Annotated in this window: 23 protein-coding genes; 18 read left to right on the top strand and 5 right to left on the bottom strand. The window is 63.4% G+C overall.

Annotated features, from left to right (window positions below):
• Positions 1–5 precede the first annotated feature (5 nt).
• Positions 6–473, top strand: coding sequence for a type II toxin-antitoxin system RatA family toxin (locus OSH12_RS10110; protein ID WP_266343427.1), 468 nt, complete (start codon positions 6–8; stop codon positions 471–473).
• On the opposite strand, the gene OSH12_RS10105 is transcribed toward OSH12_RS10110, so the two are convergent.
• Positions 470–973, bottom strand: a complete 504-nt coding sequence (locus OSH12_RS10105) for a CinA family protein (protein WP_266343426.1) — start codon at positions 971–973, stop codon at positions 470–472. The two genes, OSH12_RS10110 and OSH12_RS10105, sit on opposite strands and share 4 nt — an antisense overlap.
• Complete coding sequence (locus OSH12_RS10100; protein ID WP_266343425.1) at positions 970–2181, bottom strand: bifunctional 2-C-methyl-D-erythritol 4-phosphate cytidylyltransferase/2-C-methyl-D-erythritol 2,4-cyclodiphosphate synthase; 1212 nt, start codon at positions 2179–2181, stop codon at positions 970–972. Before OSH12_RS10100 ends, OSH12_RS10105 begins: the two co-directional genes overlap by 4 nt.
• A 231-nt stretch (positions 2182–2412) precedes the next feature.
• Here OSH12_RS10100 and dusB point away from each other — a divergent pair, with 231 nt between their 5' ends.
• The 8 genes from dusB to hflX all read left to right on the top strand — a co-directional run bounded on the left by dusB (position 2413) and on the right by hflX (position 12568).
• The gene (gene dusB / locus OSH12_RS10095; RefSeq protein WP_323180637.1) at positions 2413–3384 is read left to right on the top strand and encodes a tRNA dihydrouridine synthase DusB; all 972 of its coding nucleotides are present in this window, start codon (positions 2413–2415) and stop codon (positions 3382–3384) included.
• A gap of 8 nt (positions 3385–3392) precedes the next feature.
• Positions 3393–4517 (top strand): two-component system sensor histidine kinase NtrB, encoded by a 1125-nt coding sequence (locus OSH12_RS10090; RefSeq protein WP_266343886.1) that lies wholly within the window; start codon positions 3393–3395, stop codon positions 4515–4517.
• Between the two features lies 1 nt (position 4518).
• Positions 4519–5961, top strand: a complete 1443-nt coding sequence (gene ntrC / locus OSH12_RS10085) for a nitrogen regulation protein NR(I) (protein ID WP_266343424.1) — start codon at positions 4519–4521, stop codon at positions 5959–5961.
• 134 nt (positions 5962–6095) lie between these two features.
• Positions 6096–8381 carry a sensor histidine kinase NtrY-like gene (locus OSH12_RS10080; RefSeq protein ID WP_266343423.1) on the top strand — a complete coding sequence of 762 codons (2286 nt, stop codon included), beginning with the start codon at positions 6096–6098 and terminating at the stop codon, positions 8379–8381.
• 14 nt (positions 8382–8395) lie between these two features.
• Positions 8396–9760 (top strand): nitrogen assimilation response regulator NtrX, encoded by a 1365-nt coding sequence (gene ntrX, locus OSH12_RS10075; RefSeq protein WP_266343422.1) that lies wholly within the window; start codon positions 8396–8398, stop codon positions 9758–9760.
• Positions 9761–9842: 82 nt separating this feature from the next.
• Positions 9843–10718, top strand: coding sequence for a D-amino-acid transaminase (locus OSH12_RS10070; RefSeq protein ID WP_266343421.1), 876 nt, complete (start codon positions 9843–9845; stop codon positions 10716–10718).
• Between the two features lie 140 nt (positions 10719–10858).
• Positions 10859–11113 carry an RNA chaperone Hfq gene (gene hfq / locus OSH12_RS10065; protein WP_266343420.1) on the top strand — a complete coding sequence of 85 codons (255 nt, stop codon included), beginning with the start codon at positions 10859–10861 and terminating at the stop codon, positions 11111–11113.
• Between the two features lie 120 nt (positions 11114–11233).
• Complete coding sequence (gene hflX / locus OSH12_RS10060) at positions 11234–12568, top strand: GTPase HflX (protein WP_266343885.1); 1335 nt, start codon at positions 11234–11236, stop codon at positions 12566–12568.
• An 88-nt stretch (positions 12569–12656) separates the two neighbouring features.
• On the opposite strand, the gene mazG is transcribed toward hflX, so the two are convergent.
• Positions 12657–13490 carry a nucleoside triphosphate pyrophosphohydrolase gene (gene mazG, locus OSH12_RS10055; RefSeq protein ID WP_266343419.1) on the bottom strand — a complete coding sequence of 278 codons (834 nt, stop codon included), beginning with the start codon at positions 13488–13490 and terminating at the stop codon, positions 12657–12659.
• 293 nt (positions 13491–13783) lie between these two features.
• On the opposite strand from mazG, the gene OSH12_RS10050 reads away from it, so the two are divergent.
• From OSH12_RS10050 to OSH12_RS10010, 9 genes are all read left to right on the top strand, one after another.
• Entirely contained in the window at positions 13784–13993 is a 210-nt protein-coding gene (locus tag OSH12_RS10050) for a cold-shock protein (protein ID WP_266343418.1), read from the top strand.
• A 116-nt stretch (positions 13994–14109) separates the two neighbouring features.
• A complete protein-coding gene (locus tag OSH12_RS10045; RefSeq protein ID WP_266343417.1) occupies positions 14110–14331 on the top strand; it encodes a hypothetical protein in 222 nt (73 codons plus the stop codon).
• Between the two features lie 151 nt (positions 14332–14482).
• Positions 14483–14761 carry a hypothetical protein gene (locus OSH12_RS10040; RefSeq protein WP_266343416.1) on the top strand — a complete coding sequence of 93 codons (279 nt, stop codon included), beginning with the start codon at positions 14483–14485 and terminating at the stop codon, positions 14759–14761.
• Positions 14762–14830: 69 nt separating this feature from the next.
• Positions 14831–15373 (top strand): thermonuclease family protein, encoded by a 543-nt coding sequence (locus tag OSH12_RS10035; protein WP_266343415.1) that lies wholly within the window; start codon positions 14831–14833, stop codon positions 15371–15373.
• Between the two features lie 189 nt (positions 15374–15562).
• A complete protein-coding gene (locus OSH12_RS10030) occupies positions 15563–16399 on the top strand; it encodes a response regulator transcription factor (RefSeq protein ID WP_266343414.1) in 837 nt (278 codons plus the stop codon).
• Positions 16400–16419: 20 nt separating this feature from the next.
• Positions 16420–18711 (top strand): GumC family protein, encoded by a 2292-nt coding sequence (locus tag OSH12_RS10025; protein WP_266343413.1) that lies wholly within the window; start codon positions 16420–16422, stop codon positions 18709–18711.
• A complete protein-coding gene (locus OSH12_RS10020; protein WP_266343412.1) occupies positions 18712–19944 on the top strand; it encodes a polysaccharide biosynthesis/export family protein in 1233 nt (410 codons plus the stop codon).
• Between the two features lie 35 nt (positions 19945–19979).
• Positions 19980–21233, top strand: coding sequence for a glycosyltransferase (locus OSH12_RS10015; RefSeq protein WP_266343411.1), 1254 nt, complete (start codon positions 19980–19982; stop codon positions 21231–21233).
• Positions 21230–22537: a glycosyltransferase family 4 protein gene (locus tag OSH12_RS10010; protein ID WP_266343410.1), complete on the top strand. Its 1308-nt coding sequence runs from the start codon at positions 21230–21232 to the stop codon at positions 22535–22537. The genes OSH12_RS10015 and OSH12_RS10010 overlap by 4 nt, the downstream gene beginning before the upstream one ends.
• Positions 22538–22640: 103 nt before the next feature.
• Here OSH12_RS10010 and OSH12_RS10005 read toward each other — a convergent pair whose 3' ends face one another.
• Together OSH12_RS10005 and OSH12_RS10000 are read right to left on the bottom strand one after the other, a co-directional pair.
• Positions 22641–23384: a glycosyltransferase gene (locus OSH12_RS10005; RefSeq protein ID WP_266343884.1), complete on the bottom strand. Its 744-nt coding sequence runs from the start codon at positions 23382–23384 to the stop codon at positions 22641–22643.
• A gap of 488 nt (positions 23385–23872) precedes the next feature.
• A complete protein-coding gene (locus tag OSH12_RS10000; RefSeq protein WP_266343409.1) occupies positions 23873–25141 on the bottom strand; it encodes a hypothetical protein in 1269 nt (422 codons plus the stop codon).
• Positions 25142–25166: the final 25 nt, after the last annotated feature.

The following is a 25166-nucleotide window of genomic DNA, read 5'->3' as shown; positions in this document are numbered from 1 at the left end:
GGGATATGCCAAGCTTTACGACCGAGCGTCGCGTCGGACACACGGCCGATGAGATGTTCACGCTCGTCGCCGATGTCGAGAAATATCCGCAGTTCGTGCCGCTCTGTGAGCGGCTGGTGATCCGTGGCCGCAAGCCCGAAGGCGACCGCGAAGTGCTGATCGCCGACATGACGGTCGCCTACAAGTTCATGCGCGAGACCTTTACCACCAAGGTCGTGCTCGATCGTGCGGCCGGCACGATCCGCGCCGAATATCTCGACGGACCGTTCAAGCATCTCGATAATATCTGGACGTTCGCGGCCGTCGATGGCGGCCACAGCACGGTCACCTTCGCGATCGACTACGAGTTTCGCTCGCGAACGCTCTCGGCCCTTATGGGCGCCGTCTTCGACAAGGCGTTCCGCAAGTTCGCCGATGCCTTCGAAAAGCGCGCCGACGCCATTTATGGCGTCGTGCCCCAGGTCAGCACCTAGTCGTCTCGCGACGCTGCGTCGTGCAGCAACTTCAGTGCTTCGACGACGGTTGCAAACCGGACGCCGGAACGATCGAGGTCTGCGAAGACGTGCACGGCATGGCGCGCCGGATTTCCCCGCCGCATGACGCCAAAATGTACCAGTCCGACCGGCTTCTCGGCCGAGCCGCCGGTGGGGCCGGCAATGCCCGTCACGGCGATTGCCAGATCGGCGCCCGACTTGGCGAGTGCGCCGACCGCCATGGCAAGGGCGACTTCCTGGCTGACGGCGCCGACCCGCTCGATCAATGTCGCCGGAACACCGAGCATCTCGTTCTTGGCCTTGTTCGAATAGGTGACATAGCCGCGATCCACCACGGCGGAAGAACCGGAGATCTCTGTCAGCACGCCGGCGATGAGACCACCGGTGCAGGATTCGGCCGTTGCGATGGTCAGCCCGCGCGCGATGCAGAGCTCGATGAGCGCCTGCGCTTGATCCTGTAGAGGCGTGAGATCGGTCATGCTTCGTCCTCGCTGAAGGGCAGGCGGATCGTGGCGGTCGCGATCGCCGCGATGCCTTCGCCGCGGCCGACAAACCCCATTTTCTCGTTCGTCGTCGCCTTGACGCCGACCCGGCCTGCGCTGATGCCTGCAATTTCGGCGATCCGCGCGCGCATGGCGTCGCGATGCGGGCCGATCCGGGGCTCCTCGGCGATGATGGCGAGGTCGAGATTGACGATGACGCCGCCGCGCGCCCGCACCCGCTCGGCGGCGAAGGCCAGGAACCGATCGGACGAAGCCCCGCGCCATTGCGGATCGGAGGGCGGGAAATGGTCGCCGATATCGCCATCCGCGATCGTGCCGAGCACGGCGTCGGTAAGCGCGTGCAGCGCCACGTCGGCGTCGGAGTGGCCGGACAGCTTGCGGTCGTGCGGGATCTCGATGCCGCCGAGCCAGACGCCGGAGCCTTCGGTGAAGGAGTGCACGTCGTAGCCGGTTCCGACACGGGTTTCGCCGAACAACTGGCGTTCTTCCATGCGCAGGCGGGTGTCGGCCATTTCGATGTCCTCCGGCAGGGTCAGCTTGATGTTGGCGCGCTCGCCCAGGACGATCTGAACCGGGATGCCGGCCCATTCGGCAATGCCGGCGTCATCCGTAAACGGCTCGGGTGCGTCGGCGGCAAGCCGGTGGGCGTCCAGAATGGTGGTGAGGCGAAAGGCCTGCGGCGTTTCGGCTGAGTAGAGATTCTCGCGCGCCACCGTGCCGCTGACAATGTGTCCGGCATCGGCGCGCTTCAGCGTGTCGGTGACGGGCGAGGCGGCGAGTATGGCATCGGAAGTGGCGAGCGCATCAATGACGCGGTCAATCAGGGCAGGGGACGCGAAGGGCCGCACCGCATCATGGATGAGCACATGCGTCACCCCGCGCGCGGAGAGCGCCTCCAGCCCGCGGCGAACCGATTCCTGGCGCGTTGCGCCGCCGGTCACGAAGGGCAGCAGGCCGGGCTGCCCGGCGGTGGCTTCCTCGTAAAGTGTCACATCATCGGCATGAATGACGACCAGAACGTCGTCGATACGAGCGTGGGACAAAAAGCGCGCCGCCGTGCGCCGCAGAATCGCCTGGCCGGCCAGTTTGCGATATTGCTTCGGCACCTCGCCGCCGGCGCGAACGCCGCGTCCGGCCGCCACGAGCAAGGCCGCGATACGTGGGGAGGGCAATGTCTCGCTCATGCACGAAGGATCCTGGCTGGTTCGGAATCTGGCGGATCCCGGCGTGTCATCGAAGGCCGTGTCATTGAAGCCATGGAATCGGAGATTCCACTTCGCAACGCAACAAGTCTCTTGCTGTCCGCGCTCGTCTGACTAATATGTGGGCACCTGATCCTATGCCTATTCGGTAATCAATTGCCTGAAGCGACCAACCCAACCACCCGTCTAGCCGAGCCTCTGCGCATCGGAAGTGTGACGATCGCCAACCGCGTTCTGCTTGCGCCGATGTCGGGTGTTTCCGATCGTCCGTTCCGGCGTGTCGCTGCTTCGTTCGGGGCTGGGCTGGTGATTTCCGAGATGGTCGCCAGCGAAGAACTGGCCAATGGCAATGCCGAGACGGCCATGCGCGCGGAAGCCACTGGCGACGGGTTGCATGTGGTGCAGCTTGCCGGACGCGAGGCGCACTGGATGGCCGAAGGCGCGCGCGCCGCGGCTGATTCCGGCGCCGACATCATCGATATCAACATGGGCTGCCCGGCCAAGCGCGTCACCACTGGTTATTCCGGCTCGGCGCTGATGCGCGATCTCGATCATGCGCTAACACTCGTAGAGGCGACGGTCGCGGCAAGCCCGGTTCCTGTCACGCTCAAAATGCGGCTTGGCTGGGACGACAAGACGATCAATGCACCTGAACTCGCGCGCCGGGCCGAAAATGCCGGTGTCGCGATGATCACCGTGCATGGCCGCACGCGTTGCCAGTTCTACAAGGGCAGCGCCGATTGGGCCGCCATCGCTGCCGTGAAGCAGGCGATTTCGATCCCGTTGATTGCCAATGGCGACTGCCTGAGCCCGGAGAGCCTGGCGCCGATGCTGGCGCTTTCGGGAGCAGATGGGGTCATGGTCGGGCGCGGTGCCTATGGCCGCCCCTGGCTGCCAGGACATCTTGCCCGTTTTGCCGCCACAGGCGTCATGCCCGAAGCCCCGCGCGGCGATGACTTCATCGACCTCGTGATTGGCCATTTTGAAGAAATGATCGCGCTCTACGGCACAATTCTGGGCGTGCGTAACGCGCGAAAACATCTGAGCTGGACGCTGGAAGCGCTCGGCGCCGATGTCATCGAGCCGACGGCTCGTCTCGCCATCATGACGGAACATCAGCCGGAACGCGTCGTCGCGCTTCTGCGCAAGCATCTCGGCGAAGCCGAACTCAGGAGAGCCGCTTGAACAAGTCCATGGCGCCGATCGACGCCGGCATTGCGAATGGCAATGCAGCGGCGTCGATGTTGCTCGACGCGCTGCCGCATCCGATCATCATGATCGATGGTGCCGGCCACGTCACCGAAGCCAATAGCGCCGCGCAGGATTTCTTCCAGGCGTCCATTGCCGTGCTGCGCCGGCAGTCTATCGAGCATTTCGTGCCGTTCGGTAGCCCGCTGCTGGCGCTGATCGAGCAGGTTCGGTCGCGAGGCGCCGCCGTCAACGAGTATCGCGTCGATGTCGGCACGCCACGCAATGGCAGCGATCGCATCGTCGACATCTATGCCTCGCCAGTTCCCGAGCGACCGAATTCCGTCGTCGTCCTGCTGCAGGAAAAGACGATGGCCGAGAAGATCGACCGCCAGCTGACCCATCGCGGTGCGGCGCGCTCGGTGACGGGCCTCGCGGCGATGCTGGCGCATGAAATCAAGAACCCCCTTTCCGGCATTCGCGGCGCGGCACAGTTGCTCGAATCCTCCGTCGATGATGACGACCGGGCGCTGACGCGTCTGATCTGCGACGAGACCGACCGGATCGTGAAGCTGGTCGACCGGATGGAGGTGTTCTCCGACGAGCGTCCCGTCGAACGCGCGCCGGTCAACATCCACGTCGTGCTGGAGCATGTGAAGCGGCTGGCGCAATCCGGCTTCGCCCGCAATATCCGCATTGTCGAGGAATATGATCCCTCGCTGCCGCCGGTCTATGCCAATCGCGACCAGCTGGTTCAGATCTTCCTCAACCTCGTCAAGAACGCAGCCGAGTCGATCGGCAATGACGACGATGGCGAGATCCTGCTCACCACCGCTTTCAAGCCCGGTATCCGGCTTTCCGTGCCGGGCTCGACCAACCGGGTGACGCTGCCGCTGGAGTTTTGCGTTCGCGACAACGGTCCCGGCGTTCCGGCGGACATGCTGCCGCATCTCTTCGACCCGTTCGTCACCACCAAGACGAACGGCACCGGCCTTGGGTTGGCGCTCGTGGCCAAGATCATCGGCGATCATGGCGGCGTGATCGAGTGCGACTCCCAGCAGAACCGCACGACTTTCCGGGTGCTGATGCCGGCTTTCCCAGGCGCAATGCCTGCAGACAAGGACGAATGAAATGGCAACCGGCACCATCCTCGTAGCCGATGACGACGCGGCCATCCGGACCGTTCTCAATCAGGCCCTGTCGCGCGCCGGCTATGAAGTCCGGTTGACGTCGAACGCGGCGACGCTTTGGCGGTGGGTCAGCCAGGGCGAGGGCGATCTCGTCATCACCGATGTCGTGATGCCGGACGAAAACGCGTTCGATCTGCTGCCGCGCATAAAACGGGCGCGGCCGGAACTGCCGGTCATCGTCATGAGCGCGCAGAACACGTTCATGACGGCGATACGCGCCTCCGAGCGCGGCGCCTACGAATATCTGCCGAAGCCCTTCGACCTGAAGGAACTGATCTCGATCGTCGGCCGCGCGCTGGCCGAGCCGAAGCAGCGGGCCAAGGACGCCCGCATCGACGACGGCAGCGAGAACATCCCGCTGGTCGGCCGTTCGCCCGCCATGCAGGACATCTACCGCGTGCTGGCGCGGCTGATGCAGACGGACCTGACCGTCATGATCGCCGGCGAATCCGGCACCGGCAAGGAGTTGGTCGCCCGCGCGCTGCATGATTACGGCAAGCGCCGCACCGGTCCGTTTGTCGCCATCAACATGGCGGCCATCCCGCGCGACTTGATCGAAAGCGAGTTGTTCGGCCACGAGAAGGGCGCGTTCACCGGTGCGCAGGCCCGCTCCGCCGGTCGCTTCGAACAGGCCGAAGGCGGCACGCTGTTTCTGGACGAAATCGGCGACATGCCGATGGAGGCGCAGACGCGGTTGCTGCGCGTGCTGCAACAGGGCGAGTACACGACGGTTGGTGGCCGTACGCCGATCAAGACCGATGTCCGGATCGTCGCCGCCACGAATAAGGATCTGCGGATCCTGATCAATCAGGGCCTGTTCCGCGAGGATCTGTTCTTCCGCTTGAACGTCGTGCCGATCCGCCTGCCGGCCCTTCGCGAGCGTTCCGAGGATATTCCGGACCTCGTCCGGCACTTCTTCACGCTGGTCGAGAAGGAAGGCCTCCCGCACAAGCAGATCGAGACGGCGGCGGTTGAGCGGTTGAAGCGCTATCGCTGGCCGGGCAACGTTCGCGAGTTGGAAAACCTTATCCGGCGTCTCGCGGCGCTCTATCCGCAGGACACGATTACCGAGAACATCATCGACGCCGAACTGGATCAGCCGGCTGCCGCGCTGGCAACCAACGGTTCGGAAATGGAAGACACGTTGATGAGCTCGGTCGAGCGGCATCTGTCGACCTATTTCCACGGTTTCGGCGATGGATTGCCGCCGCCAGGCCTCTATCATCGCATTCTGCGCGATGTCGAATATCCGCTGATCAGCACGGCGCTGGCGGCGACCCGCGGCAACCAGATCAAGGCGGCGGAGCTTCTGGGCGTGAACCGCAATACGCTGCGCAAGAAGATCCGCGACCTGGACGTTCAGGTAATCCGCAACTCGCGTTGAAAAGGCGGGCAGGGGGCGATCTGTTGCCCTCTCGCCACATTGCTGTTGCAATTCGGTCCCAGGGTTCGCGCCATGAAGGGCTCCGAATACCGCACGAGAATCAACCTGCTTTGTCTATCTGGCGGGGGCGCAACGTGATCGCGTCCGCCGGCTCGACTCCGTCCGCGAGTGCCGACGTTCAGGAACCCAGCCGCCGCCGGCGCGGTTTCTCCCTGCGCGCCGCCGGCTACATAACCGTAATTCTGGCGCTGACATGCGCCTGCTTCAGCTTCTTCCTGCTGATGGGGCTGACGCCGATCGAGCCGACCGAGCCGGTCGTGTTCTGGGCCCTGGCCGTCAATGGGGTGCTGACCAGCCTTCTGGTCATCGAACTCTGCCTCGAAGTTGCCCTGCTGATCCGCGCCAGACGGCGAGGCCGCGCTGCAGCCAGGTTGCATATCCGCATCGTGGGCTTGTTCAGCATCGTGGCGGTCGTGCCGGCGATCCTGATCGCCGTCGTGGCCTCGATCACGCTCAATCGCGGGCTCGATCACTGGTTTTCCGAGCGAACCCGCGCCATCGTCTCGACCTCGCTTTCGATCGCGCAGGCCTATGCCGAAGAGCATGCCCGCACGCTTAAAGTCGATATTCTCGGCCTAAAATCGGATTTCGAGCGCGCTCAAGTGCTGCTGGAACAGAACCCCGATCGCTTCCAGTCCTTCATGAACTCCATGGCGGCGCTGCGCGGCATCCCCGGCGTTTTCCTGGTCAAGCCGGACGGGTCGCTGATCGCACAGGCCAATTTCCAGTTCTCGACCGGCTATTTGCCGCCGCCCGCCGACGCGTTGATCCGCGCCGCCAAGGCAGGCGCAGATCCCGTCCTGATCGCGCCAGGAGCGACCAACGTCGTGGGCGCCATTGCCCGCCTCGACAGCTATACCGATGTCTTCCTCTACATCACGCGCGAGATCGACCCGAAGGTCATCCGCTATATCTCGGAAACCACCGCGAGCGTGGCCGAATACAAGAATCTCGAGGCCACGCGTTGGGGCGTGCAGGTCGCCTTCGGGCTGCTCTATCTCGGTCTGGCTCTCGTCGTCCTGCTTTCGGCGGTGTGGCTCGGTATCGGTTTTGCAAACCGCCTCGTTGCGCCGATCCGCCGGCTGATTGACGCGGCCGACGAAATCGGTCGCGGCAATCTGGAGGTGCATGTGCCCTTCCGGAGCGCGGACGGCGATCTTGGCGCGCTCGGCGCGACGTTCAACACCATGACGACCGAACTGCGCAGCCAGCGGCATGAACTGGTGGCTGCCAGCGACCAGATCGACAGCCGCCGCAGGTTTACGGAAGCTGTGCTTGCCGGTGTCAGCGCCGGCGTGGTCGGCACCGATGCGCAGGGCATGATCACCATCGCCAATCGCGGCGCCATGCGCCTGCTCGGGCTGAATGAAAGCGTGCCGATCGGCCAATCGGTGATCGAGGTCGCTCCGGAACTGAAGGAAGTCGTCGAGTTGTCGCTGTCCGAGCCGCACAGGGCCGAGCATCGCGACCAAGTTTCCGTGGTTCGCGACGGCCGCGAACGGACCATCAATGTCCGTGTCACGACCGAAGAATCCGACACGACCCGGCATGGCTATGTCATCACGCTCGACGACATCACCGACCTCGTCACGGCGCAGCGCAGCGCCGCCTGGGCCGATATCGCACGCCGCATCGCGCATGAGATCAAGAACCCGCTGACGCCGATCCAGCTTTCGGCCGAACGCCTCAAGCGGCGCTTCGGCAAGCACATCGTCGAGGGTCGCGAGATCTTCGATCAGTGCACCGACACGATCATTCGCCAGGTCGGCGATATCGGCCGCATGGTGGACGAGTTCTCGTCCTTTGCGCGGATGCCGAAGCCGACCTTCGAGGAGCGCGACATGGGAGAGGCGGCTCGCGAGGCTGTCTTCCTGATGGAAGTGACCAATCCGAACATCGCGTTCGAGATCGACCTGCCGGAAGAGCGGCTGATCGGCCGTTTCGACCCGCGACTGATCTCACAGGCCTTCACCAATCTGGTGAAGAACGCGACCGAGGCGATCGAGGCGCTGCCGCCGGAAGAGGCGGCTGGCGCCAAGATCACGGTACGCGGCCGCATTGAAGGCGATTTCAACATCGTCGAGTTCATCGACACCGGCATCGGCCTGCCGAACGAAAACCGGCATCGTCTGCTGGAGCCGTACATGACGACACGCGACAAGGGTACCGGCCTTGGCCTCGCGATCGTCTCCAAGATCATTGAGGAACATGGCGGGCAACTCGATCTGCTCGATTCGCCCGCCGTCGCGACAGGGGGGCGAGGGGCCATGGTGAGGATTACACTTCCAAGGCCTTCGCATGACGGAAGCGACAGCCCCGGTGCTGCCGCGATCGATCAAACCAATCCCGTAGACGCCTGACGAAGATAGAGATCATGCCGTCCGATATTCTTATCATCGATGATGAAGCTGACATCCGCGGGCTCGTTGCCGGAATTCTCGAAGACGAGGGCCACGGCACCCGTACCGCAGGCGATACCGACACGGCCCTGGCCGAGATCGAGAAGCGGCGTCCAACGCTGATCTTCCTCGATATCTGGCTGACAGGAAGCCGGATCGACGGTTTGACCCTGCTCGATATCATCAAGGGCCAGCACCCCGATTTGCCGGTCGTGATGATATCCGGCCATGGCAACATCGAGACCGCCGTTTCCGCCATCCGGCGCGGCGCCTACGATTACATCGAGAAGCCGTTCAAGGCTGACCGCCTGCTGATGATCGCCGAGCGCGCGCTGGAGGCTTCAAAGCTTCGCCGCGAAGTTCGGGATCTGCGAGAGCGGGCGGGCGATGCCGGCCGGCTTGTCGGCTCGTCGATCGCCATGAGCCATCTGAAGCAGACAATCGAGCGTGTCGCGCCGACCAACAGCCGGATCATGATCTCGGGCCCGTCCGGCTCGGGCAAGGAATTGGTGGCGCGCGCCATCCATGAATCGTCGCTGCGCATGGACGGTCCCTTCATCGTGCTGAACGCTGCCACGATCACGCCCGATCGCATGGAACATGAGCTGTTCGGCACCGAGAACGGCGCCGGTTCGGCGCGCAATGTCGGCGCGCTGGAAGAGGCGCATGGCGGCACGCTCTATCTCGATGAGATCGCCGACATGCCGCGCGAGACGCAGGGCAAGATCCTGCGCGTGCTGATCGACCAGAGCTTTCAACGCGTCAACGGCACCACCAAGGTCAATGTCGACGTCCGCATCATCTCGTCGACAGCCCGCGATCTCGAGCATGAGATCGCCGAGGGCAGTTTTCGCGAGGATCTGTTCCATCGTCTTTCGGTGGTTCCGCTCCGCGTGCCGGCGCTGGCAGAACGACGCGACGACGTGCCGGAACTGGTCAATCACTTCATCGACCAGATTTCGCGCTCGACCGGCCTGCCGATCCGCACGGTTGGTTCGGACGCATTGGCGGTGCTGCAGGCGCATGATTGGCCCGGCAACATTCGCCAGCTTCGCAACAACGTCGAGCGTCTGCTGATTTTGGCGCGCGGCGACGAAAGCCAGGCGATCTCCGCCGACATGCTGCCGCCAGAGGTTGGCGAGATGCTGCCGACGACGCCCAATCGCGGCGGAGAACACCTGATGTCGCTGCCGCTGCGCGATGCACGCGAGATTTTCGAACGCGAATATCTGACGGCCCAGGTCAATCGGTTCGGCGGCAATATCTCGCGGACCGCCGAGTTCGTCGGCATGGAGCGCTCGGCGTTGCATCGGAAGCTGAAATCGCTCGGCGTCGGTTGACGCTGCCGGCGTCGCATTGTCCGATGCAACGCCTTCCCGACTCATGACCCACGTCTGTCTCTAAACCTCTCGCAGGAATGCCATGTCGCGCTTCGCCTATGTGAACGGTCTCTATCTCCGCCATCCGGAGGCGGTCGTCCATGTCGAGGATCGCGGCTATCAGTTTGCCGATGGCGTTTACGAGGTTTGCGAGATTCGCGACGGACGGCTGATCGACGAAGCCCTGCACATGGCGCGGCTTGAGCGTTCGCTGAAAGAACTGCGCATTGCCCAGCCTATGAGCCTCGTGGCGCTCGGGGTCATCCTGCGCGAGGTCGTGCGACGCAACCGCGTCAGAGAAGGTCTGGTCTATCTGCAGATCACGCGCGGCGTTGCCCCGCGCAATCATGCCTTTCCCGCAGAGGGAACGCCGCCTTCCATCGTCGTTACGGCAAAGTCGGCTCCACGCAGCGCCGGAGATCTTCGGGCGGAGCAGGGCGTCAGTGTCATCACCGTGCCGGAAAATCGTTGGGACCGCGTCGACATCAAGACGGTGTCGCTGCTGCCGAACGTCCTCGCCAAGCAGGCAGCGAAAGAAGCTGGCGCCTATGAGGCTTGGTTCGTCGATGCCGATGGCAACGTGACCGAGGGTTCCTCGACCAATGCGTGGATCGTCACGATGGACGGCGTGATCGTCACTCGCCCAGCCGAGAGCGGAATTTTGCGGGGAATTACCCGCACCGTCCTCTTCCGCGTTGCCGAGGCAGCCGGTCTCAAGATCGAAGAACGCGCCTTCAGCCTCGATGAGGCGAAGGCGGCGCGCGAGGCGTTTGTCACCGCGGCGACGACCGTCGTAACGCCCGTCGTCATCATCGATGGACAGCCGGTCGGAAACGGCGCTCCTGGTACGATTGCAACGGAATTACGCCGTCGTTTCCATGAGTTCGCCGCCGAGGCCCCCGTTCGTTCGCGAGGATGAAGATCCTCACAGCTTTCCCGCGCAAGCGAATTTCTTGGGTGACGCGACGCGATTAACCGGGCAAAGTGGACGTAAGGCTGGGAGGACAATCCGGCCGTCGGGACTTCGGTCCCCAACAAGGTCAAGCGTGAGAGACAAGAATGGCAGAACGCGCACAAAATCTTCAGGACACGTTTCTCAACCATGTCCGGAAGAGCAAGATCCCACTGACGATTTTTCTGGTAAACGGCGTCAAGTTGCAGGGCATCGTTACCTGGTTTGACAATTTCTGCGTGCTTTTGCGCCGGGACGGCCATTCCCAGCTCGTCTACAAGCATGCCATCTCCACCATCATGCCGGGCGCTCCCGTCCAGCTCTTCGAGCCGGATGAAGAGAGCGAGCGGCCGGGAGCCTGATTGACCGACATTTCTGATCTGCCTGAAGGCGCCGAAGGGCCCGAGGCAACCGATTCCCATATCGAAACAAAGCGCGTGCCGGAACGCGCCTTCGTACTCGTGCCGGTTCGTCCGGCGCGGATGCGGCGGCGCGCCGAAGGCGATCCCCGAGGGGCTGCCCGCAGCACGGAAGCGCGCGTCGAAGAGGCCATCGGCCTGGCGCGAGCGATCGAACTCGACGTTGTCGAGGGCATTGCCGTGCCGCTGCCGATGTTCAAGCCGGCAACGCTATTCGGATCCGGCAAGGTGGCGGAACTGGCCGAGCGTATCGAGGCGGACCATGTTGGCCTCGTCATCGTCGATCACGCGCTGACGCCGGTTCAGCAGCAGAACCTCGAAAAAGAGTGGGGCACCAAGGTCATCGACCGCACCGGATTGATCCTCGAGATCTTCGGCGAGCGGGCGCAGACCAAGGAAGGCACGCTTCAGGTCGAGCTGGCCCATCTCAATTACCAGAAGAGCCGGCTTGTCCGTAGCTGGACCCACCTTGAACGCCAGCGCGGCGGCTTCGGCTTCCTCGGCGGTCCCGGCGAAACCCAGATCGAGGCGGATAAGCGGGCCCTTCAGGAACGCATCTCGCGCATCGAACATGAGCTCGAAACGGTCGTCCGGACGCGGCGCCTGCAGCGTGAAAACCGTCGCAAGACCCCGCACCCGATCGTGGCGCTCGTCGGCTATACCAACGCCGGCAAGTCGACGCTGTTCAACACGCTGACCCAGTCCGATATCTTCGCCAAGGACCTGCTGTTTGCGACGCTCGACCCGACCCTGCGTCGGCTCAAGCTGCCGCATGGGACCGAGGCGATCCTCTCGGACACGGTGGGCTTCATCTCCGATCTGCCGACACATCTGGTCGCCGCCTTCCGCGCGACGCTGGAAGAGGTGATCGAGGCGACGCTGATCCTGCATGTGCGCGACATCGCGCATGAGGACACCGAAGCCCAGGCGCACGATGTCATGACGGTTCTCGAGCAATTGGGCGTCGAGGTCGGCAAGACGGATCGTCTGATCGAAGTCTGGAACAAGATCGATCTGATGCCGGAGGACGCAAGGCCGTCCGGCCGCATCCAGACGGAAAAGGGCAAGCCGGCCATCGTGCCGATTTCGGCCCTGACGGGGGAGGGTGTCCAGGCGCTGCTCGAGCTCGTGGAGAAGCGACTGAACGAAGATCGGCCCGTGTTCACGCTTTCGCTCGCGGGCGACGCTTTGTCCCGACTGCATCGCCTCTACGATCTCGGCGAAGTGCTTTCGCGGGATGATCAGGAAGATGGCACCACCGTCGCGCGGATCCGCGTGCCGGAGAAATACGAGGCCACCTTCCATCGCGAGTTTCCGGGCGCGCGTCTTCAGGTGGCGGCCGAGAAAGCCAAGGACGAGACGGATCCCCAGCCTTGGGATCCGATGAAGAACACCTGACGATCCGCACCAGGTTCGGGTGCGGATTTTCTTCGGCAAGAGGTGGCTCGCGGTTTCTTCACGCGTGCCGCCCTCTGCTCGAAGATGCCTAGTCCCGCGGCCGGGATTTGGCCTCGACCCAGAGCGCTTCCATTTCATCGAGGCTGGCTTCCGCGGGGCTCCGGCCCTGGGAGGCGAGTTCTGCTTCGATGTGGCGGAAGCGGTGGCGAAATTTCTCGTTGGTGCCGCGAAGCGCCGCGTCTGGATCGACCTCGACATGGCGGGCGAGATTGGCGACGGCAAATAGCAGGTCGCCGACTTCATCCTGCACCCGGTCCTTCGAAACAGTCGGACAGTCGAGCTCGTGCTCGATTTCGGCAATCTCTTCCTTGATCTTGTCGAGTACGGCGCGGGGATCGTTCCAGTCAAACCCGACGGTGCCGGCCTTCTGTTGCAGCTTGACCGCGCGTGCGAGCGTCGTCATTCCGGCCGGGACATCATCCAGCAGGCTGACGAGCTGAGCTTCGGACTGGCCAGCGAGGCGTCGCTTCTCGGCGCGCAGGCGCTTTTCCTCCGCCTTTATCGTTTCCCAGAAGCCTTTGGCCGCGCCGGCGCTTCGTGCTTCCTCGTTTCCAAAGACATGGGGGTGGCGCCGGATCATCTTCGAGGTGATGGCCAAAACGACATCGCCAAACGAGAAGGCATCTATCTCCTCGGCCATGCGGGCGTGATAGACCACCTGCAAAAGCAGGTCGCCGAGTTCCTCCTCGAGGTCGTGCAGATCGCCTCGCTCGATTGCGTCCGCGACCTCATAGGCCTCCTCGATCGTGTAGGGGGCGATCGAATGGGAATCCTGCACCTTGTCCCAGGAGCATCCTGTCTCCGGGTCGCGGAGCGCGACCATGATCTCGATCAGGCGCTCAATGTCTCGGGATGGCTGCATGAGAAATTCCTTGTACGGCGGCTCATGAGAGTTCGAGGGACGCGCTACGTCACCCAGAGCGGCAAGATTGGGTCGCCATAGCACCAAAAAGCCTAATCGTTCCAACGTTTTGTTGGTCGCTCAAATCATGGGTTTGTTGTTTTCGCGGTTTCGATTTATATAGACCGTGTTCGATATTTAGCTCTGCCTTGATATATGCCCATGTGGCGCGTCCCAAGACATCGCTGGAACTCGGATTGGCTGACGCGGGAGTCGCGCGGCCTTAGCCAAGCAATGCACAAAGGACACGAGACATGGCTACCGGTACCGTAAAGTTTTTCAATGGCCAAAAGGGCTTCGGTTTCATCCAGCAGGACGGCGGCGGACCGGACGTTTTCGTTCACATCAGCGCCGTTGAGCGTGCCGGCATGCGCGGCCTGGTCGAAGGCCAGAAGCTGAGCTTCGACGTCGAAGCTGATCGTCGCAGCGGCAAGTCGGCTGCAACGAACCTTCAGAACGCTTGAACTAATCAGTTCGCGTTACGGGGTCCGGCGTTTCGACGCCGGACCCTTTTTGTTTTCAAGTCGGGCCTGCGGATACCCATCCCTGATACCGGCGACACACCGTTTGGAGTTGTCCCATGGCCAAAAAGCCAGCCGCCCGCAGCGAAGTTGTCCTATTCGACGTGTTCTATGAAGACGGCACGCAGCGTTCCAATCGCCGGGTCCCCGGTGAGATACTCGGTGGCCTGGACGGCGACGAGCCGGCACGTACCGAGATCGAAGCGCAGGATCGCCTGATCGCTGAGAAGTCCGGCGTTCCAGCCGCCGCAATTGAATCGCTTCGCCGCACGAAGAAGTAACGTTTTCGCAGGGTAAGGCACACCTTCCGAGCAAAACTGATAGAGTAAAGGCCCCGACGAATCCGTCGATGTCGCCGGTCAGCTTGTTCGTCTCGTTCCCGGATTGACGATCCAGTTTCTGAGAGCCGCCCTGCGGCACGAAAGGACGGCAATGTCTCCAAGCGATACGAAGGATGCCGCCAAGGCGCGCGCCGAAGAGCGCTTCAAGAAAGCTGAAAAGCTTCGCAGCGGAGAAGCCGCGGTCATGGCCGGCGAGCGGGATCGCGTCGCCGCCCAGGTCGCCAAGACTGCCAGACTGCGTGAATTGCGCATGGCCAAGGAAGTAGCGGAAGAAGCCCTTCCGAAGGTGGTCAAGAAGAAGGCCGTTGCCGCCAAGCCCAAGGCGGTCGCCAAGCCCAAGGTTGCGGCAAAGCCTGAGTCAGACTCCTAAGTTCGATCCGGCACTTCCGGCTCCCGAGAGCCTGAGCGCCATGGTTTGAGGACCATCCGGCTGCCTGGAATGACTCGTGCTCCGAAACGCCGCCGCAGGGCGCCGCCCTTTGTCTATCTCGTTCTGCTCGTGCTCGGTCTGCTGCTGATTGGCTTTGTCGATCAGCAGCGGCGCGAGATCCGGGCGGACGACGGCTCGACCGTCGTCGTGCGCGATGGCGATTCCCTCGCCATCGATCAGACCGAGTTCCGGATCTATGGCATCGACGCACCCGAACTGCGCCAGACCTGCCAGGACCAGAGCGGCAAATCATGGCGCTGTGGCGCTGCCGCCAAAACCGCCCTTCGAAACCTGGTGTCGCAGGGCGGATTGCGCTGCTCGCCGCAATCGCGCGACCGCTTCGGCCGCGTCGTCGCAAATTGCCGGGTGGAGCGAAATCCCGATATTGGAGAGGCCATGGTCCGCGACGGTTTTGCCGTCAACTACGGCGGCATTGGCTCCGGCGAATACGGTGCGGCTGAGGCCGCGGCCCGTCGGGAAAAGCGCGGCATCTGGAAGGGCGACTTCACCACGCCGTCAGACTGGCGGAGCGACCATCCGAGATCCAACTGACTGTTTGGCATCCAATGCAATCCGCGCTGAAATTTGCTTAGCTGGCGAATTTTACAACCGGATAGCGCGCAAAATCATGATATGTTCCTAACTTTAGGTTGCATGCTGCATCAGTAGGTTGTATGCATATCCCCATACCGTAGTGCCGAGAAGCAGACCTTTCCTCTGGTAATCCGAATGGAGCCGGGCATGTGGAATTGCGAATCCGTACAGGTGATTATGGACCACCCTCCGACTTCCCCCGCAGTAGTCTCCAAGGTGACAATCGTCCTGATCGACCGCCGCGCGCTGGACAGGGAGTGCCTGGCCAGGGGCTTGCTGGCCAGTCAGCCCAATCTCGAAATCCGCTCGTTCGGTTCGGTCGAGGAATGGGGGGTTGAGGGCATCAATCGCGATGAGACGTCCGCCGTCCTTCTGAGCATTGGCGGCCACAGCCCTGCTGACGTTGCGGTGGCCAACGCGATCACCAGCCTGGGAAGGAACTCTCCCGGCATTCCGGTAATCATTCTGGCGGACAGCGAGGCGGCCAGCCATGTCCTGATGGCGCTCGATCACGGGGTGCGGGGATATATCCCCTCCAGTATCGGGCTGCGCGTGGTGGTCGAGGTCGTCAACCTGGTCCGGGCGGGCGGCATCTATGTTCCCGCGAGCAGCTTGACGGGCTCGCGTCAGGAGATCATGGCGCCGGAACTCGAAGAGGATGCGGATCCTCTCGCCGCGCTGCTGACCCCGCGCCAGGCGTCCGTGGCGGAAGCGCTGCGTCAGGGCAAGGCAAACAAGATAATCGCCTACGAACTCGATCTGAGCGAGAGCACGGTGAAGGTTCACATTCGCGCCATCATGCGCAGGCTCCAGGCGCACAATCGCACCGAGGTCGCCTTCAAGCTCAACGGGTTGATGCGGGGAGGGCGCGCCACGGCACGGGTGCTCAGCCTCTCTGCGCTTCGAGACCGCTCGGCCAGCGGGCGGATTTCGCAGGTGTCGGAGCCCACGCTGACATCGCCACAGTCGGCGGCCTCCCGCTAGAGCCTTTCATTTCAGAGGGCATGATGGTGATCCAATCCCAGCCTTCGACAGGGCGCGAGCCCGTCGTGCTGCGTGATCTGGCCGACGTGCTGCGTCGGCGATCCGGCTGGTTGCTGTTGTGCACGGCGGCCGGTATCGGCGCGGGTGCGGCGGTTTATGCCAGTCAGCCCCAATCCTATCGCGCCGAGGCGGTCATGGCGCTCGATGTCCGTCGGATACAGGGCATGCCGATCGATCAGGTTGTTACGCCGCTGCCGCAGGAAAGCCCGGTTCTCCGCACCGAACTCGACATGATCGGATCGCGCGTCATGGCGCAGCGAGTGCTGGCCAAGTTGGCGGAGGCGGGTGTCGATCCGTTCGCGGTGGAGAGCGGGGAAGCCCCCTCCGGAAATCAGCCCTCCGGTGGTGGTCAACCGGCGCAGGTAGCTAGTGGACAGTCGGGATCGGCGGGAGAAGATCATGCTGCCGTGCCGCCGCCAGACCTGGCTGGCGAGGACCGGTCGGCAGAGGTCGCGGCCATGCGCGAGGATCGCCTTCGGGCTGGCCTGAAGGTCGTCAATGACGGTCGCTCCTACACGATCTACATCGCCTATTCGGCGGCAGATCCGGAAATCGCGGCGCGGGTCGCCAACGCTTATGCGCGGGCCTATCTCGCCTATCAGGACGATGTGCAGATCGATGCCACGCGCCGGGTCAGCGACTGGCTTTCGGACCGCCTCCGCATTCTGGCCGCCAGGCTGGAGCAGTCGGAGAAGGAAGCCGAGCGCTACCGGGCCTCGTCCGGGCTGTTGGAGATCGACGGCGTGACGCTGACGGCCCAACGGCTGAGCGCTCTCAATACGGAGCTGATGGCGGCCCGCGCCGCCCACGCGACGGCCGCGGCACGGCAGAAGACAGCCGCACGTCTTGCCGCCGACAAGGACGGGCTCGATAGCTTCACGGAAGTTCTCGGTTCGCCGATCATCCAGCAATTGCGCACGAGCCAGGCACAGTTCGAGCGCCGACTTCGGGTTCTGAAGGACACTGGCGCCGCCCAGAGCGCCGAAATCCCAGCGCTGGCCTCGGAGCTGGACGCCGTTCGTCAGCAGGTCACAGAGGAAGTGGGACATATCCTCGCCAGTCTCCAGAACGAGATCGACGCGGCCGCCAGACGGGTCGCCTCACTGGAGAGCGAGCTTCGCACCGCGCAGGCGAACTATGGCGCGTCGGATCTGGCGAGGGTGAAGCTGGAAGCTTTGGTGCGCGAGGCGAGGGCGGATCGGGCCGTCTATGAGAGCCTTCTCGGGCGCTCCAAGCAGATAGTCGATCAAAATGGGCTGGTCGATCCAGGCGTGCGCCTTCTTTCGGAGGCGAGGGCGCCGGGCCGGCCCTTTGGGCTGCGGCTGTGGCCGGCCTTGCTGCTGGGGATGCTTTCTGGCGCGGCAAGTGGATTGGGGCTGGTCTGGATTCTGGAACGACTGGATGACCGTGTACGCTCGCGCCGGTCACTCGAGACGGCCACGGGCGCCCCGGTACTTGCGACAATTCCCACCTTCGCCCGTCGCCGCCCGCGAAATCTGCTCGGTTTTGGCAAACCGGCCTCGGGCGAGGCCTTTGACGAGGCAATCCTGAGCCTGCAATGGATGTTGCGGCTTTCGCCGGCGACGCGGCGGGCCGCCGTACTGATGGTGACATCGGCGCTCCCACAGGAGGGCAAGACGACGATCGCGCTGGCGTTGGCGCGGTCGATGGCTATCGCCGGACGTTCCGTCGTGCTGGTCGATGCCGACCTGCATCGACAGAGCCTTGCACGGATTACGGGGCAACCGGACCCAGCTGAGAAACCGCTACTCGGACTCGGCGCCTTTCTACGCGGCGATGCGGATCTCGACGACGTCCTATCGCCGGATGCGGGTTCGCCACTGCGAATGGTTGTGGCACCGGAGCCAACCGCCGACGCGCAGGCATGGCTTGGAAGCGGGCGCATGAAGCTTTTGGTCGATGCGCTGCGAGATCGCTTCGACGTCGTCATCCTCGATGCGCCACCCGTCCTGACCACTTCGGACGCGGCCCAGATCGGGAGCCACGTCGACGCCATCCTGTTCGTCACGCGCTGGGGCGGCACGAGCCTGGAGGCCGTGCTCTCCGCCCTACAGAGCTTGAACCAGTGCGGCCTCAGCATGCCGGCCCTGGTGCTGAACGCCGTCGAGCATCGCGCTCAGCAGCGCTACGAAGACCCTCGAGCTCTTCGCGACGGCGCCAAGTCGGAACCGGAAACCACGCGATTGTACGATGCGGCGCAGCCTCAGCCCGTCCGGATGGGGGAGAGCTAGATGGGTCGTGTACTTCAAAGGATAGCGCGCCTGGCCGAATGCGTTGCGCTGGTGCTGGCGCTTTGTTGCACACTTGCCAGCGCGCGGGCTCAGGCGCAGGCCGCCTATCGGTTGGGTGTCGGCGACGTCCTGCAGGTCTCCGTCTTCGCCGCGCCGGATCTAAGCGGCAGGTTCACTATCGGTTCGGATGGCGCCATCCGCTATCCAAGGCTGGGTAGCGTCATGATGGCAGAGCTGACGCAGGAAGAAGCGGCCGAACGAATTGCCGATGGTCTGGTTGGCCGTATACCCGCCGACCAGACGGTGACGGTGGACATTGTCAGCCATGCCCCGGTCTTCGTCACAGGCGATGTGCAGACGCCGGGGCGCTATGAGTTTCGGCCGGGTATGATCGTGCTCGAACTGGTCGCCCTAGGCGGCGGGCTGCGTCGACCCGATTCACCGATGACCGGAGCGGCACTGCAAATGCTGATGCTCCAGAGGGACTATGCCGACGAGAGGCTTGTCCGCTGGTCACAGCGGGTGGAGCGCGCCCGACTGGAATCGGAAATCCGCGCCCTGGAATTTGACAGCAAAGGGCTTATCGCCTCCGGCGCACCGCGCGATATGGTCGAGGCGGAAGAGACATTGTTCCGGGTGCGCAAGGACAGCCTGGCGGCACAAGAAGCGGCGGCGGAGGCCCAACGCCGTACGCTGGACGATGAAATCCTCACGCTACAGAAAAGCTTGACGCTGCATGACCGCGATCTGGTTTTGATCGAGCAGGACGTCAACGCGACCCAAAAGCTCGCCGATCAGGGGCTGACGGCCCATTCGCGACTGCGCGACAGCCAGCGCCAGCAGTCCGGGCTCCAGCGTGACAGGCTTGAGGTGATCGGCCTTCTCGCTAGGGCACGACAGAATCGACTGGATATAGACCAACGCGCCGCCGCCGTATTGGAAGCGCGATCTACGGAAAACGCGCTTTCGCTGCGCGCGGTCGAACTCGCCAACCTGCGGACAGAGCAGAAGATCGCGTCGCTGGCGGCAAGCATCGAAGCTGCCCATGACGATTTGGAAACCGGCAGTCTCCGACAGGTGCCCGCCGCCACCTATGCCGTCGTTCGCACGGATCGGGCGGGTACGACCCAGATCTCGGTCGATGCACATGATCGGCTGCGACCCGGCGATATCCTGGAGGTGGATCGCCACCTGCCCGAACTGGACATGCCGGCGCGAGCCGCGACCCGGTAATCCCGCCACCGATGCGACCAACAGGAGGGGAGATCATGCCAGCTATCCAAGTGCCCGAGCCGGCTCTCCATCACCCCACGCCTTCGCAGCGATCCGATCCGCCGATCCGCGTCACACAGGTGATGGCGCATCTGTCCCGCCAGTCGGGCGGTGTATTCGAAGCGGTGCTCGGACTAGCCCCGGCCCTTGGCGATCGCTCCCGGATAGAGGTTCGCGTCCTCGGCCTCGATCATCCGGAACCGGCGACGGATCATCTGGTGCAACGCGGTGTGCCGACACAGGCATTTCCGGTGCAAGGCCCGTCCTCATTCGGCTACGCGCCGCGCCTTGGCAGGGTGCTGAGGGATGCTGCACCCGACATTCTGCATGTGCACGGCCTCTGGATGTATCCCTCGATCGCCGGCATGGGCTGGTCGGGGAGACCGATGCCCTATGTCGTGTCGCCGCATGGCATGCTGGATGGCTGGGCCTTGTCCAATAAGCGATGGAAAAAGAAACTGGCAGGGCTCGCTTTCGAGACGCGCCAACTTCGAGGGGCGGCGTGCCTGCACGCGCTATGCGCTTCCGAACTGACCGCTATCCGATCTGCCGGATTGACCAATCCCGTCTGCGTCATCCCGAATGGGGTTGAGCCAGAGCCAACGCCTCGGACGGCTGCACCGCCGCTGTGGCGACGAGACGTGCCGGCGCACGCCTCCATACTGCTCTTCCTTGGCCGACTGGCGCCGCAAAAGGGCTTGCCGGATCTGCTGCGTGGTTTCGCACGGGAGCGGACAGGAACGGCCGGCGCATCCGCGCCGTCCCGAAATTGGCATCTGGTGATCGCAGGATGGGGGGAGCCCGGCTATTGCGACCTGTTGCGAGATACTGCGCGCGATTTGGGGCTCGGTGACGTGGTGCATTTCGTCGGGCCGCAGTTTGGCGAGGAAAAGGCGCGGACATTCGCCGAAGCGGACGCCTTTGTGCTGCCCTCGGTAAGCGAGGGCCTGCCGATCGCCATATTGGAAGCCTGGGCTGCTCACCTGCCGGTATTGATGACGTCACGCTGCAATCTCGACATAGGTTTCGACGCAAGCGCGGCGCTTCGGATTGACCCGGAGCCGGCAAGCATTGCTGCTGGCCTGCAGCAACTCTTCTCTCTTTCTGTCGCGCAGCGGCGGCAGATGGGAGTGCGGGGCGCGCAACTCGTGGCCACGCAGTTTTCCTGGCCCAAGGCGGCGGAGAGCATGGAGGCCGTCTATCGATGGATCCTCGGTCGTGGAAGCCGTCCCGATACGGTCGACATATGATGCGCCTCGTCGAAGCTGCCAGCGTGGAGCGATCGGATCCGCCGCGTGCCGTGGTTCCGCTGCGCATTTCGGTCGTGCAGGACGGATCGCGCCTTCACTACGGGTTACCGCTCGGTCTGAAGTTGGCGGGCATTCTGGGCACAGTTCATACAGACTGGTTCGTCCGGCCGGGCTCGTTGGAAGCGATGGCGGTTGATTGGTTCGCCCGAATGGGCGGAGCGACGGGACGCAGATTGGCCGACCGGCGCTGCGCCGGTCTGGACGATAGTCGCGTTGTCGCCTCCGGCTGGGTCGGCCTTCTGGCTCGGTTCCTCGAAGGTCGCGGAGAAACTCCGGAGGCGATATTTGTCCGGAGGTCGCAGGCCATAGCCAGTCAGGTCATGGCCGATGGTTGGCGGGACGCGAATGGCTTGGCCGGGTTTGTTCGCAACATCGATCCCGCGCTTTGCGAGGCGGCGCGGTGCCAAGGGCTCGCTGTGGTGCTCGACCAGATGATCGCGCCGATCGACGTCCAGGTTCACGAAGAAGCGCGTCAGGCCGAGCTCTGGCCGAACTGGCAATCCTCCAGGGATCGCGGCGCCGACATCATGCGGCGGATCGAACGGCAAAGCTGGGACGCGGCAAGCCACATCACCTGCGCCTCCGACTACGTCCGTGATGGCCTGATTGGCACCGGCGTTGCCCGCGAGCGGATCTCCGTTATCCCCTATCCCGTCGATGTCGGCGCCTTTCCCTTCAGCGATCGTCGGGATCGAAAAGGGCCTGTTGTCGTGGGCTTTGTCGGCGCAATTTCGCTGCGCAAGGGAGCGCCCGCTTTCTTTGAAATTGCCAAGCGATTTGATCCCGCAAAGGTTCGCTTCGTCATGGTTGGCCCGATTACCGCCGCCCCCGCGCTGGTCGAGCGTCATCGCGGCGCCGTTGAGGTGATCGGATCCGTGCCGCGTACGCAGGTCCGCCAATGGCTCGAGCGCTTCGACCTGTTTCTGTTCCCCTCCGTGTGCGAGGGCTCGGCCGGTGCGGTGATGGAAGCCATGTCTACTGGTCTTCCCGTCGTCACCACGCCGAATAGCGGCACGCCGGTTCGCGACGGTGAGGAAGGCTACGTGCTTGGTTGCGAGGACCTGGCAGGCATGGCCCGCCGGGTCGATCAACTCGTGCGAGACCAGGATTTGCGGCTTCGCATGGGCGCTGCCGCTCATGACCAGGTCCAGGCTCTAACCGTCCTTCGCTATGGGCAGGCTTGGCATGATTTGCTGCGGCGCGTATGCGCGCATGGAGGCCAGGACATTTCACCGTTTCTCTGAAACGGCGCCATCCTCCAACTCCTTGCCGAGACGGGGCTTTTTCACGCGAACCGATACACATTTCGTTCGAGATTGTTGCGCAGGATGCGCCGGACCGCTGGGGTCAGCCGTCGGTGCGTTCTGTCCGGCAGAGCAGCAGCATCGCGAGCCAGCGTCCGATCCGGTCAGGCGCTCGCCGTGGCGAGGCGAGTGCTCCATCCACCGCGACACGCAACTCGCGGCCGAAGCGATCCGTAGACCATTCGGCAATCGTCACTTGCCCGGCTTTTCCCATGGCCTCCCGATCGACGTTGGCAGACGCGACCGACTGCATAACTTCGCTCAGTTCCGTGACGTTGAACGGATTGAACGGATAGCCGTTCACGCCGGCACGCACGAGATCCTCGGCGCAGCCGCATCGCGTGGATACCAGTACCGGCAGCCCCGCTGCCATCGCCTCGTTGACGACGAGCCCCCATTGCTCGGACGTGCTGGGCAGGATGAAGGCGCTCGCCAGGCCATAATAGCGCGGCAGTTCTTCGTACTGGCGGAAGCCCGGCAGATGAACGCAGGATTCCAACCCATGCCCCGAAATGGCCGCGCGAAGTTCTGCGACGAGCGGTCCGTCTCCAACAAGGACCAGATCCCAGGCCGAAGAAGCCGCCATGGCGCGATAGCGCCGATAGGCGGCGAGCAGGGCGAAGAGGTTCTTCTTGGCGACAAAGCGACAGGAGGTCAGGAAGTAGGGGCGAGGCAGCCCGAGTCCCTCACGAAGCGCCTTGGCATCCGCCCGGGCAGCGATCGCCCCCGCAGCAAAATGATCATTGTCGACGACATCCAGGCCATCACGGATCAACGCGTTGTTCATGCCGAGCGCCATGAGGTAGCGACGATGCGGCCCGCCCGCCACCAATCCTGCACCGAAGAGAGCCACGATCCTTCGCTTGATCGCCTCGCGCCAGGAGCGCCGGTTTTCGTCGATCTCGGCGCTGTCCGACATCACGATCGCAGGGATGCGCCTGCGGGCGCACCACAGCAACGCGGCCAGCGCTCCCGGATGAGACCAGCCGGCGATCGCGACCGCATCCGGAGCAGCACGGTCGAGCGCTTCCGAGACTTTACGGATCATCGTAGGCACATGTTCGGCCTCGATGTCCGGAGATACGACCCAACGGGGGAACAGGTTGGCGTCGCAACCCACATCGTTCCAGGCATAGGTCCTGTCCGCACCGCTGAACTCGATGCCGATCACAGCCATGTATCGTGTCGCGGCGTTCAACCGGCTGATGTGATAGGGGCCGAAGCGGTGGAACAGGATCGCGACACGCGGGAGGCCATCGCCAGGAACGGCATTGGTCATGATGACCACTGGGCGACTGTGAATGCACGCGGGGCGCGCGTCGAAGACCGTGTTCGCGCGAGCAACAGCAATGGCAACAAGAACAGCGCCATGTGCAGGAGTGTCGACAGTGGCCACTGCGTATGATGGGTTATCGCCAACATGGCGGGCACCAGCATCAGTGGGTAGACGATCTGGCACAGCGTACTGCCGGCCTCCGCAGCGTCGTACATGCGCCGCATCCAGAAGGCGAGCACGAAGAATTTGAGCGCACCGAGGTAGGAGAAGGAAGCAAAAGCATCCGATAGCCCGGTCTCGGTTGATCCGATCGGTGGGTCGTAGTCACGGCTGATCTGGTCCGTGAAGGAAACGGTCAGCCAATCCTTCAACTCTGCGCCGACGACTTGCGCTGGAACATAGTTGAACACCAGCGTGTTCCAGTGAAAGAGCCCGAAATCGAAGGCCTGCGTGTCCTGGACCGAATTCATGCGCTGGACGGCGTTGCGAACTTCGGGCCCGCCATTGGCGAGGACGTCTGCGAAATTGGCGATGACATCGATTTTAAGGACGTCGGTCCAACCGGCATCCTCCTGCTCCGTCGTGATCGAGCGGTACTGGCCCGTGCTGTTCAGGGCGAGAACGGCGAACAACACGAACCCTGCCGTCAAAAGCCGAGGCGCGGCGCGGCGCTTCTGGAACCACCATGCCAGCGCGATCAGAAATACGAACTCGGCTGTCTCGCTGCGACGGCCCAGCCATAAAATCCGCTCGGCGTAAAACAACGTGTCGAATGCCACAATGGAGAGGGCTGCCACGCTCACCCGTCGCGCGCAGCAAACAAGCGCGATCGCAAACCCATAGCTCAGCATTTTCGCGAAGAACTGATAGACAACGGGCATGCCGGTGTAGATCGAGTACTTGATCTCTGGCGGCAGATGCGAAAGCGCGAAGTAGAAGTAGGCGCCGGTTGCCGATAGCAGCGCCGAAGCGATGAGGAGCCTCCTCTCGTCGAAGTGCCACGGCGTCGACGCGAAGCGGGGAAGCGTGGCCTGCCACCCGAGCCCGCAGGCCGCAACACAGAGAATCGCGAACAAAGTCGTCTGGGCCGCCGCGCCTTCGGGCAGGAATCGATCCTCAAGCAAGGCCGGAAGCTGCGGTGCGATAAAGCCGAGAAACGTCGCTCCCGCCAGAAACGGGAATTCGTAGACGCATTCGGGTCGCCGCAGGCCGAAGATCACCAGAGAGGAGGAGAGAGCAATCAAGGTCCAAAACAGCGTCACGCCCATGTCAGAACTTCCGTCCATGCGATCG

Source organism: Kaistia terrae (assembly GCF_026344005.1).
Lineage (GTDB): Bacteria > Pseudomonadota > Alphaproteobacteria > Rhizobiales > Kaistiaceae > Kaistia > Kaistia terrae.
The sequence above is the reverse complement of the archived record's forward strand: the minus strand, read 5'-3'. Positions and strand labels throughout refer to the sequence as shown.